We start from the raw sequence: 12,552 nt of genomic DNA, 5'->3' as shown, positions 1-12,552 counted from the left end.
TCCTCCTCTATCTCTTTGAAAGTGATTAATATATTTTTATTTATCTTTGAAAACAGGTTTACGTTTTTCTATAAAAGCTTGGACTCCTTCTGTTGCGTCCTCAGTTCCGAATACTTCAGCAAAAGCTTCTGCTTCCGCATCAAGGCCTTTTGAGAATTCACATCCATCTGCGTAAGGAATCAATTTCATAACTTGCTCAATAGCCAATCTACCTTTGTCAGCAATATTTTTTGCAAGTTTCATAGTCTCTTCTAATAGACTCTCTTCTGTTGTTACTCGATTGGCAAGTCCCCATTCATATGCTTCGTTACCGCTAATAGGCACACCAGTCAAAATCATTTCATGTGCTTTTGGAGATCCCACATAGCGCGGTAGGCGTTGGGTACCTGCAAATCCCGGAATAATCCCTAAGTTAATTTCGGGTAAACCTAGTTTTGCCTTTTCTGTCACAATCCGCATATGACATGCTAATGCTAGTTCCATTCCACCACCTAGGGCAGCACCATGTATCGCTGCAATAAATGGTATGGGGAAATTTTCGATACGATTAAATAGATTTTGTCCTTTTTTTGATAGTGAAGTAAAGTCTGAAGCTTTTTGTAATGATGTAAATTCTTTAATATCTGCTCCAGCTGAGAAAAATCTACCTTCACCTTTTAATACAATAGCTTTAACATCTTGTTCTTCTTCAATCGTGTCTAATGATTTCTCCAAATCTTTTAAAATGGTAGTAGATAAAGCATTTGCTGGTGGACTTTTAATAGTTAAAATACCAATTTTTCCATCTTTTTCATATTGTATGGCACTCAAAATTATCCCCCCTCACAATCATTCTATCAAAAAAAAGCTCTTTCCACACCTTTTTTAAGAAAAAATTAAAAATTCTACTAGGCAAATGAATATTAACCTTCGCTTTTCAAGCCATTCATTAGGAGTTTGTGTACGTCTGGTGCAAGACGAACCAAATCAAATTTCTGATTTTTCATCACCCAGTTTGTAACTGTTTCATCTAATGTTCCGAAAATCATTTGTCGCATAAGTGGGACATGTAAATCATTACGGAATAACTTTTTCTCCATTCCTTCCTCAAGAATAGAATCAATCACATCTAAATAAACTTTCAAAACATCATTAATTTGTGCGCGTATTTTCGGGTCGGATTGACGCAGTTCCAGCTGTGTTACAATCGCCAAATGATGATCGACCGCTAATTGTTCAAAATGTAGTTGAATAAGCGTTAATAATTTACTTTGAACATCGTTCTCCTTCTCGGTTGCTTTGGCAATTTCTTGAATGAATTGCCCCATCTTTTCTTTAAAAACAGAAATAAGAATGTCCTCTTTGTTTTTAAAGTAAAGATAAATGGTTCCATCAGCCACACCAGATTTTTTAGCAATTGTAGAAACCTTTGATGCATGGTAACCATTTTCAGCAATAACTTGAACGGCGCCCTCAATAATCGCCTTATATTTTGGTTTATTTTTCTTCATATAATTCTAAATCTCCTTCATCTGCCTATAAAGTGAATGAATAATCATTCATATTAAGTTTATAAATAATATATGTTATTGTCAACTTGAAAGCTTGTTTATAGACAAATAAAGGTCATTTGATTAATTTGATTTTACTTTGTCTTCATCAATTAACTGTCTACGTAAAATCTTACCGACAGCAGTTTTTGGTAATTCTTCCCGAAATTCATAGATGCGCGGAACTTTATATGCTGCTAAATGTTTTCTACAAAATTTATTCAATTCAGCTTCATCTAATTCATAACCTGATTTAGGCACGACATAAGCTTTCACTGTTTCACCACGATATGGATCTGGCACTCCAGCAATTACAGCTTCCACTACTCCTTCATGTTCATACAATACTTCTTCTACTTCACGTGGATATATATTGTATCCGCCAGCGATAATCATATCTTTTCTCCTATCAACAATATAAAAATATCCATTTTCATCCATATAACCAAGGTCACCTGTTAATAACCAGCCATTTTTAAATGTATTTTCTGTTTCCTCAGGCTTATTCCAGTACCCTTTCATAACTTGGGGTCCTTTAATCGATACTTCTCCTATCTCCCCAATTTCTGCCTGTTCATATGTTTCCATATTCAAAATTGTTGCTTCTGTATCGGGCCATGGGATTCCAATACTACCATGAATTCGCTTTCCCCAAACAAAATTAGCATGTGTAACCGGAGATGTTTCTGTTAGACCATATCCTTCAACCAATTTGCCACCAGTAACTTGTTCAAACTTCTGTTGAACATCAAGCGGAAGTGGTGCAGAACCACTAATACATGCTTTAATAGAAGATAAATCGTATTTTTCTAAATTAGGATGATTTAAAATACCCACATAAATGGTTGGAGCACCTGGAAATAATGTTGGTCTTTCTTTCTCGATAACCTTTAAAATATCTTCAGGATTAAATTTAGGAAGAAGAATCATCTTAGCCCCAAACATAATTGATAAATTCATCACAGTTGTCATTCCGTACACATGGAAAAAAGGTAAAACACCTAACACCGTTTCTTCTCCCTGCTTCGCTTTAAATAACCAAGCTTGACACATTTGTGTATTTGACACAAGATTATAATGTGTTAGCATAACACCTTTTGGAAAACCTGTTGTACCTCCAGTGTATTGTAATAATGCAAGGTCTTCTTTTGGATTGACGTTCACCGGTTTATAATCCGATGTTGTCTTTTTCATCATAGTTGACCAAATATGAGTATCTGTTGATTGTTCTGGGGTTACAACAATCCCATATTCTTTTTTCTGAATAAAAGGGTATATTTTGTTTTTAGGAAATGGTAGATAATCTTTAATTCCCGTAACAATGATATGTTCTAATTCGGTATCTTTTTTCACTTTAGATACCATAGGATATAAAATATCTAAACAAATAATTACCTTTGCCCCAGAGTCAGCTAATTGATAAACTAATTCTCTTTCCTTATATAATGGGTTTGTTTGCACAACAACTGCTCCTGCAAGCAATGAACCATAATACCCGATTACCCCTTGTGGACTATTCGGAAGCATAATCGCTATCCTGTCACCTTTTACAATTCCCAATTGCTGCAAATAATTCGCAAATTGCTTTGATTGTTCATATACATCCTGAAACGATAATTCCTTCCCCATAAAGTGAAGCGCTTTCTTTTCTTTGTAAGAAAAAGCAGCTTCTTTCAAAAACTCGTGTAATGGCTTCTCATCGTATTGTATGGAAGTCGGTATTTCCTCAGGATAAGCCGAAAGCCACAGCTGTTCATGAACCATCCAGATCTCCTCCTTTGTATATGTCTACCTCTATTATACCGACTTATATGCATTTTTGAAATATTTAATTCCGAAAAAGTCAGATTAAATATACAATACCGACAATCACGAACATTATTGCTACAACAATCAAAACTTTGGCCAATGTTTCCAATGTATTTCTCCCCTTATCCCACGCTGATGCTTGCTCCAATAACAAATGACAAACCTACAGATATGATAAACGAAATGAACCCGACTGCTTTGTTCCCTTTTCCAATTTCTTCATCAATTTTCATTGTTGGTGTTAAAAACTCAAAAATAAAATAACCAGATAAAAGTAATAAAAAGCCGATTGCTCCCCATCCGATACTTTGTAACAATGTATCATTATGTTCGATCGAATATCGGAAAATAATAGCAATTCCAATGATTTTCCCACCGGTGGCCAATGCTACTGCAATATTTCCTTTTTTTATTTCTGTCCAATTTTTATAAGTCGTTACAAGTTCGAATATTGCTAAAAATACAAAAGAACATAAAATAACCACACTATAGCGAGCAACTGTTTCAACAATAATATTTTCCCAAAAACCATTCAAGTGTATCCCCTCAAATACTAATTATTAAAATTTTAAAACAGTAACACCACTTCCACCTTCATTCATTGTACCCGTTCGATAATCCTTTATAGATGGGTGGGTTTTAGCAAATTGCTGAACACCCTTTCTTAATGCTCCTGTTCCTTTTCCATGAATGATAGACACTTCATCATATCCAGCTAGCATCACGTCATCTAGATATCTTTCAAGCTGTAACAATGCATCTTCATAACGTTCACCGCGTAAATCAAGTTCATGTTTCACATGGTAATGCTTTCCCTTCACGGTAGATATCGGGTTCGTAAATGTTTCCTTTTGGTTACCGATGAATTGTAAATCTTTTCGTTTCGCTTTAAGCTTCATCATACCTACTTGCACTAAATACTCATTTTTATTCAGTTGTTCCACAATCGTACCCTGTTGATTTAAATTCACTAATTTTACATCATCACCTGGAGATAGGGCATTTGTTTCTATTTTTACGGTAGGACTTGTCTTCTCTTTATCCGTTAAAGATGGCTCTGTTTCATCCAATGCTTTTTTTGCTTCAATCCATTCATGTTCTTTCCATTCCGCATTAGTTTTCATAGAACGTAATTGTTTAACGATTTCTTCTGCTTCTTCTTTCGATTTTTCAATGGCCTGTTTTGCCTTTTGTTCCGCTTTTTGATATAGGGTTTCTCGTTTTGTTTCATATGCGTTCCAGGCAGTTTTCAAATCATGAAGCAACTGTTCAGACCCTTCTAGAAGTTCATTTGCTTTCTCATAATCTTTTTCAGCTTGGATTTTTGATTTTTCCAATGCAGCAATCATCTCTTCAACGTTTTTAGAATCAACTCCAACATGTGTTTTAGCACGTTTAATAATGTTTTCCTTTAATCCTAAGCGCTTTGAAATTTCAAAAGCATTACTGCGACCTGGTACACCAATTAATAATCGATAGGTTGGTTCTAATGTTTCCATATCAAATTCCATCGATGCGTTTATAACTTGTTTTCGATTATAGCCATATGCCTTTAATTCCGGATAATGTGTTGTTGCAATGACACGTGCACCTCTTGATATGGCTTCATCTAAAATAGAGATAGCCAAGGCTGCTCCTTCTTGTGGGTCTGTTCCTGCACCAAGTTCGTCAAATAAAATGAGTGATTGAGAATCCATTTCATTGATAATTTGGACAATGTTTTTCATATGAGAAGAAAAGGTACTTAAATTTTGTTCAATGGATTGTTCATCACCTATATCTGCAAACACTTGATTAAAAACAGCTAATTCACAACCATCTAAAGCTGGTACTTGTAATCCTGATTGAGCCATTAGCGTACATAACCCCAGCATTTTTAATGTAACTGTTTTACCACCAGTATTGGGTCCTGTGATAACAATCGATGTATAATCTTTTCCAATTTCAATATCATTTGCCACAACATTTTCCATTGCAATTAAAGGATGGCGGGCTTGCTTCATTTTAATGTAGCCTTTTTCATTCATCGCCGGTTTTGCGGCTTTCATTATTTGTGCTAATTTTCCTTTTGCATGAATTAAATCAATTCGTGCCAATGCATGAAGATTATCCATCAGCTCATATCGGTATGTTGCTATCTCCTCACTTAATTTCTGTAGTATTCTTTCAATCTCACGTTTTTCGGCTAATATATTTTCACGCATATGATTATTCAAATGGACAACTGCATTCGGTTCCATAAACAGAGTTTGTCCAGATGCGGATTGATCATGTACAATTCCACCAACCGAAGCCCGATATTCCTGCTTAACCGGGAGAACATAACGGTCATTTCTAATTGTCACAATGGAATCGGATAACATTTTACTACGGGATTTTGTAATTTCATTTAATTTATCACGAATTCGTCCTTCATATGTTCGTATAGCACTTCTAATACCACGGAGTTTAGGAGATGCACTATCTAACATTCTTCCTTGATCATCGATACTATTTTTAATTTGTTGTTCCAGTGAGCGAAGCGGTGTAATTGTTTCACCTAATTGTTTTAATATGGGAATGTCTAGTTCGAAAGATTCAATAAAATTCTTTGCCTGTCTTCCACCGTAGATGGTACTTGCAACTTGAAGGCATTCCTCCATGTTTAATATACCACCAATTTCACTTCGTTTTATACTTGCTTGAATATCAAATATTCCACCTAATGGGATTGATTTATTTAAACGTAAAATTTGAACAGCTTCATCTGTTTCTTGTTGTCGTTCTACAACTTCTTTAAAATTAGTAGAAGGAAATATATTAGAAACGAGTCTTTTTCCAATTATTGTACCTGCTTGTGCACTTAATTGCTCTTTAATTTTATGAAATTCTAATACTTTTAGAATCCGTTCATTCATGAATGATACTCCTTTATTTCTTTTCATTAAAAAATGAAAGTAACTGTTCTTTTGACCATGCATTAATCACATTTTCCTTTTGGAGACCTGCTTTTCTTGCAACTCCTACCCCGTACTTTATTTGTTCTAATCTTTTCTTATGATGTGCATCTGTATTAATCGCTATCCGAACACCATTAACATATGCCATCTCCGCCCATTCACTTGATAAATCAAGTCGATTAGGATTGGAGTTTATTTCAAGTGCTGTATTTGTTTGTTTAGCATGATCTATTAGTCGTTCTATATCAACTTTATATCCATCTCTCCTACCTATTAGTCGTCCTGTTGGATGAGCAATAAGGGAGACATACGGATTTTCCAATGCTTGAAAAAGTCGATACATAATTTGTTCTTCCGATTGTTTAAAACTGGAATGAATTGCTGCAATCACAAAGTCCATTTCTTGTAAAAAATCATTAGAAAAATCTAGGCGTCCATCTGGTAAAATATCCATTTCCACACCAGCAAAAATATGAATATCCGAATATTTTTCATTCAGCCTTTCAATTTCTTCACGTTGAATTCGTAATCTAGTTTCATCTAATCCATTTGCAATTCGAAGTGATTTAGAATGATCTGTAATGGCGATATATTCATATCCTTTATCTCGAGCAGAAAGTACCATTTCTTCTACAGAATGGGCTCCATCACTCCAGGTTGTATGCATATGTAAATCACCACGGATATCACTTACTTTTAAATAGGAAGATTGATGTTGAAATAACTCAATCTCTCCTTTGTTATTTCTAGCCTCTGGAGGTATTTCATACAGACCAAAATGACGAAAGAATTCCTTTTCTGATGAAAACGTTAATATTTCATTTGTTTCTTCAATTTCCACACCATATTCATTAATTTTTTCTCCACGTACCTTGGCAAGCTGTCGTAATGCCACATTATGGTCTTTAGAACCTGTAAAATGGTGCAAAGTCGTAGCAAATTCTTTTTGTTCTACTAATCGAAAGTCAACATGGATTCCATAAGCATGGTTTAATTCAATTGTGATTTTTGTATCTCCAGAAGAAATGACTTCCTTTAGATCATCCATTGCTAATAGATACTGCCTTACTTCTGTTGGTTTATCTGTTGCTATAATAAAATCAATATCTTTTACTGTTTCTTCCATTCTACGTAAACTTCCTGCAACGGAAAACGCTTGAATAATTGGGGACTTTTGTAAATAAGATTTAATTTGTTCGGCAATTGGTAAGACAACAGCTATTGGGATACGCTCTGGACGTGTATTTACTTGTTCTAAGGCTTGCAATATATTTTTAGCGGATTTCTTGCCAAAGCCTGAAAGCTTTTCTACTTTTTGATCCAGAATAGCTTGTTTTAACGTATGATAATCAGTAATCCCTAGTTCCTGGTATAATTTTGATAATTTTTTTCCACCTAATCCTGGTACACGAAGTAGTGGAATAAGACCAGAGGGAACTTCTTTTTCCAATTGTGCGAGAGTTCCGGAATGACCTGTTTGTATATATTCAACGATAACTGCATTTGTTCCCTTTCCAATTCCTTTTATGGTTGTAAAATCCCCTATTTCTGTAATTGTTCGTTCATCTGCTTCTAATTGCGCAGCTGCTTTTCGGTAGGCAGAAATTTTAAAAGGGTTTTCCCCCTTTAATTCCATATATAAGGCAATTTTTTCTAATAATTGTATAACGTCTTTTTTATTTATTTCCAATTCACTCACCTGCTATCTAACAGTAACTTTCTTCTAATACGAAAGAGACTCATTCGGAAGAGATCATACTTGCTGTATATCATATATACCAGTTCGTACATTCCCAAAACCATGAATCAGTCTCTTATATGTGTTAACGGGATTATATTCAAATAATGCTCTGTAAACTCACAAACCATAAATCTTGGATTTTATTCGACAGTATAGGTGTACTTTGAATGATAACTTTTGCAAGTGTAGATGTAGATAACCAATTCTGAATTGTATCTATTGGTGTCAATGACAATATAAATAAAACAATAAATACAATTAAATAAACTTCAACGAACCCTAAAAAAGCACCAAGTAATTTATTTACTGAATTTAAAATAGGGAAAGATGCCACAAAATCTAACATAGATGCAATGATTTGTAATATAATTTTAGTTATAAAAAAAATAATTGCAAATGCAATAGCATTATAAAAAGCATCTTGAACAGGAGCTGAGTTCAATACATCTGACCAGACATTTTGATCAGAAAATCCTGGAAACGGAATCCACATTTCCAAATGACTTGATAACTTTTTAAAACTTAGTGCTGCAACAATAAATGCAACAATAAAACCGACCAAATGAAACACCTGTAAAATCAAACCACGTTTTAACCCCATTAAAAAACCAAATAATAAAAATAAAATAACAATTAAATTAGCCATGCTTCCGTTTGCCTCTTCCTCTATCTTTTTTCATGTTGCCGAGTAATGTTGCATACTCTTCTTTTAATTTCATATAATTATTCATCGTATTAACAGCTGTAAGAACAGCTAAACTCGTTGTATCTAAGTTTTTATTCATATCTTGAATTTCTTTCATTTTTTGGTCTACAAGACTCGCAACTAATTGAATATGTTGTCTAGGCTCTGTGCCTACAATTGTATAGGATTTATTGTGGATACTGACTGTGATTTTCTTTTTTTCATCTTGTTCCACCTGCTACCCTCCCTAAAACACCTATTCCATATATATTAAAGTTTTCGATAATCAATCCATTTTCTTTCATTTATTTTACCATGAAGTCACCTATTTGAAAACAATTCTTGTTCTTCATCGTTTAACTCTGCTATAGTGTATGTGGTAATATCAATTTATGTTTACATAGAAATGGAGAGATGGTATGTCCCAACATGTTGATACATTTCCAGAATCAATCATTAAAGAAATGCAAAAACATTATACCAATAAATTAACCACTGAACCACCGGGGGCTATTTTTCGAGCAAAAACAGAATATGCAGTGATTACTGCTTATAAATCAGGGAAAGTATTATTTCAAGGCAAATCTCCGGAAGTTGAAGTAAATAAATGGCAGAGTAACAATACAAATACTACGAAAACAAGGAAGGTTATGAAAAGCGAAAATAAAAAAACATCAATACATAGTTTTTCTCCACCTAGAAATCTATTTATCTCATCACATATTGGAACAGATGAAGCAGGTACTGGAGATTATTTTGGTCCAATCACGGTTGTTGCCGCTTACGTACAGGAGGATCAAATCGAAACAATAAAATCAATCGGTGTTCGTGATTCAAAAAATATTACAGATCAACAAATAAGAAAAACCGCACAAAAATTAATGGACTTAAAAATCCCCTATGTTTTACATGTTTTACCGAATGAGAAATATAATCAATTGCAAAAAAACGGTTGGACACAAGGAAAAATGAAAACAATGATGCATCATCACGCAATAAAAAATCTTACTAAAAAGATAGGTAATTCCCCTTTATCTGGTATTTTAATTGATCAATTCTGTCAACCAAATGTGTTTAAAAAACATCTTGCTACTGAAAATGAACAATTGACAATGGATACTTTTTTTATGACGAAAGCAGAAAGTTATTCAATTGCGGTAGCTGCTGCATCCATTATTGCCCGGACAAAATTTCTAACTGAAATGGATCGCCTATCAAATGAGATTGGTACCACTATACCAAAAGGAGCATCCTCTAAAGTGGATCGTGTCATTGCTGATATTATAAGAAGACATGGTGAATCTGCATTAACCTCCTGTGCGAAAGTTCATTTTGCAAATACCAAAAAAGCATACTCGTTCCTGTAAATTAAAACGATATGGATTTCTCCATATCGTTTCTAATTTTATTTAAGAGCGAATATATGTTTTAAATTGTTCATTAACAGCTTCTACAATTTCTTGGAAAGATTCATCTACTTCTTTATCTTTCAGTGTTTTATCAGGATCTTGATAAACTAAATTGAAAGCGACTGATTTCTTTCCATCCGGTAAATGTTCTCCTGCATACACATCAAAAACATGTACTTCTTTAACTAGTGATGTCCCGACTTCTTCAATTAACTGCTGAATATCTCCTGCTAATAAATCTTCATCCATAATAAATGCCACATCACGCTGGATGGATGGGTATTTAGGAATTGTTTTATATGTTGTTTGATGTTCATATTGTTGTACAAGTTCTTCAAAATCTATGTCAAATACATATGTTTCTTTTAAATCCATTTCTTTTTGTACAAGTGGGTGAATTTGACCTAAAAATCCAATTGGTTTGCCATTTAAATATATACTTGCACATCTACCCGGGTGCATTTGAGCCAACGCAGAAGCTTTATATTCCACCCGTATATTTAAAAAGGCAAACAATCCTTCTAATATACCTTTTACAACATAAAAGTCCACTTGCTTCGTTTCTTGTTGCCATTCATGTGTAACCCATTCACCTGTTAATGTTCCTGAAATACGTGTCTTTTCTTGTGGTTGTTTCGTTAACTTTGTTTCATTCGAAAGAAAAATATTTCCTACCTCATATAATGCAAGATGATGTTGATTTCTCGCCTGATTATATGAAAGTGATTGAAGTAATTCAGGTAATAGGCTTAGGCGTAAATATTGATGATCCTCAGTCATTGGACTAAGCACAGAAATAGCCTGTGGATTATGTTCATGTATTTCTGGGCTAATAAATTGCCCTACTAAAGACTTATTAGTTAAAGAATATGTTCTAGCCTCCATCATGCCAGCACCTTGTAAAAAGGCATTGATTTTACGTGTTAGTTGTTGCTTAGGTGTGAGTCTACCTACTTGAGAAAAATGCTTTGGTAATGTAAAAGGTAAATGATCATATCCATAGATTCGTGCAACTTCTTCTAACATATCTTCAAATATTGTAATATCCCCACGTCTTGTAGGAATTCGAACATCAAATTGTAAGTCATTTTGAGTGTATTCAAATTGTAACTTGCGTAAAATGTCTCCTATTTCATCTATTGAAATAGAGGTCCCTAATCGCTTATTAATTTCATCTGTATGAATGGATACCATTTTTTCAGAACGATCAAGTTTGTCATGTTCAACAAGTCCTTTTAGTACTTTACCATTTGCGTACTTTTCAAGTAATTGACATGCACGTAACCCTGCTTCTTTTACACGATTTGGGTCCACACCTTTTTCGTACCTTGTACTAGCTTCACTACGTAATCCTGTTTCTTTCACTGTTTTTCGTACTGTTGTAGGGTCGAAAAAAGCTGCTTCTAAAAGAATATTTTTCGTAGCATGATGAACTTCTGTATTTTTTCCTCCCATAACACCAGCTAAGGCAACAGGATTTACGCCATTTGTAATCACAAGATTATCTTCCGAAAGATTACGTTCCACATCATCTAAAGTAGTCATTTTTTCATCTGTATGTGCTCTACGCACAACTATTTTCTCTGATTGAAGTCTGTCGTAATCAAAAGCATGTAATGGCTGACCATATTCTAATAAAACATAATTTGTAATATCAACAACATTATTAATTGGTCGAACTCCTGCTGCTAATAAATAATTTTGCATCCATAATGGTGCAGATTTTATTTCAACATCTTTAATGATAAAAGCACCATAATATGGGCATAAGTCAGTGGCATCTACTTGAACAGATATATGTTCTTTTGCTTCTTCTTCTATTTCCGAAATACGAACCTCTGGTAATTGAAGCGGTTTATCTAAAATGGCTGCCACTTCATAAGCAACGCCTAACATACTTAAAGCATCCGAACGATTTGGTGTTAAATCAAATTCAAGAATTACATCATTTAGATTTAGTAATTCCTCTACTTGAACACCAACTTCTACATCTTCTGGAAACACATAAATTCCTTCCGCAAATTGACTTGGAATATATTTTTCATCGATTCCCAATTCTTGTAAGGAGCAGATCATTCCATTGGATTCCACTCCTCGTAGTTTTGCTTTTTTTATTTTGAAATTCCCAGGTAAAACTGCTCCTGGTTTTGCAACGGCTACTTTTTGACCTTGTTTTACATTCGGTGCTCCACAAACAATTTGCAAAGATTCACTTTCTCCAACATCTACCATACAAACATTTAATTTATCTGCATTCGGATGTTTCTCACATGTTTCTACATGACCGACAACAACATTTAAATCACTTTCACCGATATATTCTATACCATCAACCTCAATGCCTGATTTAGTTATCTTTTCTGCTAATTCTTCTGGATCAATACCATCGATATCTACATATTTTTTTAACCAATTTAATGAGACTAACATCTTAAAACCT

At 34.1% G+C, this 12,552-nt stretch carries 10 protein-coding genes; 1 reads left to right on the top strand and 9 read right to left on the bottom strand.

Annotated features, from left to right (window positions below):
• Positions 1–36: 36 nt before the first annotated feature.
• The 8 genes from FHP05_RS12055 to zapA all read right to left on the bottom strand — a co-directional run bounded on the left by FHP05_RS12055 (position 37) and on the right by zapA (position 8,938).
• Complete coding sequence (locus FHP05_RS12055) at positions 37–810, bottom strand: enoyl-CoA hydratase (protein ID WP_147668580.1); 774 nt, start codon at positions 808–810, stop codon at positions 37–39.
• A gap of 92 nt (positions 811–902) precedes the next feature.
• Positions 903–1,490, bottom strand: a complete 588-nt coding sequence (locus FHP05_RS12050; RefSeq protein WP_147668578.1) for a TetR/AcrR family transcriptional regulator — start codon at positions 1,488–1,490, stop codon at positions 903–905.
• A gap of 123 nt (positions 1,491–1,613) precedes the next feature.
• Positions 1,614–3,293 (bottom strand): long-chain-fatty-acid--CoA ligase, encoded by a 1,680-nt coding sequence (locus tag FHP05_RS12045; RefSeq protein WP_147668576.1) that lies wholly within the window; start codon positions 3,291–3,293, stop codon positions 1,614–1,616.
• Positions 3,294–3,460: 167 nt separating this feature from the next.
• Positions 3,461–3,874, bottom strand: a complete 414-nt coding sequence (locus FHP05_RS12040; protein ID WP_147668574.1) for a DUF350 domain-containing protein — start codon at positions 3,872–3,874, stop codon at positions 3,461–3,463.
• Between the two features lie 24 nt (positions 3,875–3,898).
• A complete protein-coding gene (locus tag FHP05_RS12035; protein ID WP_147668572.1) occupies positions 3,899–6,235 on the bottom strand; it encodes an endonuclease MutS2 in 2,337 nt (778 codons plus the stop codon).
• A 13-nt stretch (positions 6,236–6,248) separates the two neighbouring features.
• A complete protein-coding gene (gene polX / locus FHP05_RS12030; RefSeq protein ID WP_147668571.1) occupies positions 6,249–7,967 on the bottom strand; it encodes a DNA polymerase/3'-5' exonuclease PolX in 1,719 nt (572 codons plus the stop codon).
• Positions 7,968–8,115: 148 nt separating this feature from the next.
• On the bottom strand, positions 8,116–8,664 hold the full coding sequence (locus tag FHP05_RS12025; RefSeq protein WP_147668569.1) for a CvpA family protein: 549 nt from the start codon (positions 8,662–8,664) through the stop codon (positions 8,116–8,118).
• Positions 8,657–8,938 carry a cell division protein ZapA gene (zapA, locus tag FHP05_RS12020; RefSeq protein ID WP_147668567.1) on the bottom strand — a complete coding sequence of 94 codons (282 nt, stop codon included), beginning with the start codon at positions 8,936–8,938 and terminating at the stop codon, positions 8,657–8,659. Before zapA ends, FHP05_RS12025 begins: the two co-directional genes overlap by 8 nt.
• Before the next feature lie 184 nt (positions 8,939–9,122).
• Between zapA and rnhC the strand changes: the two genes are divergently transcribed.
• Positions 9,123–10,070 (top strand): ribonuclease HIII, encoded by a 948-nt coding sequence (gene rnhC / locus FHP05_RS12015; protein WP_147668565.1) that lies wholly within the window; start codon positions 9,123–9,125, stop codon positions 10,068–10,070.
• A gap of 42 nt (positions 10,071–10,112) precedes the next feature.
• On the opposite strand, the gene pheT is transcribed toward rnhC, so the two are convergent.
• Complete coding sequence (gene pheT, locus FHP05_RS12010; protein ID WP_147668563.1) at positions 10,113–12,542, bottom strand: phenylalanine--tRNA ligase subunit beta; 2,430 nt, start codon at positions 12,540–12,542, stop codon at positions 10,113–10,115.
• Positions 12,543–12,552: the final 10 nt, after the last annotated feature.

Source organism: Cerasibacillus terrae, from assembly GCF_008039555.1.
GTDB classification, from domain to species: Bacteria; Bacillota; Bacilli; order Bacillales; family Amphibacillaceae; genus Cerasibacillus; species Cerasibacillus terrae.
The sequence above is the reverse complement of the archived record's forward strand: the minus strand, read 5'-3'. Positions and strand labels throughout refer to the sequence as shown.

Coding starts and splice junctions, on each gene's coding strand:
- FHP05_RS12045 (WP_147668576.1), bottom strand. CDS start 3,293: ATGGTTCATGAACAGCTGTGGCTTTCGGCTTATCCTGAGGAAATACCG.
- FHP05_RS12050 (WP_147668578.1), bottom strand. CDS start 1,490: ATGAAGAAAAATAAACCAAAATATAAGGCGATTATTGAGGGCGCCGTT.
- pheT (WP_147668563.1), bottom strand. CDS start 12,542: ATGTTAGTCTCATTAAATTGGTTAAAAAAATATGTAGATATCGATGGT.
- FHP05_RS12025 (WP_147668569.1), bottom strand. CDS start 8,664: ATGGCTAATTTAATTGTTATTTTATTTTTATTATTTGGTTTTTTAATG.
- FHP05_RS12035 (WP_147668572.1), bottom strand. CDS start 6,235: ATGAATGAACGGATTCTAAAAGTATTAGAATTTCATAAAATTAAAGAG.
- rnhC (WP_147668565.1), top strand. CDS start 9,123: ATGTCCCAACATGTTGATACATTTCCAGAATCAATCATTAAAGAAATG.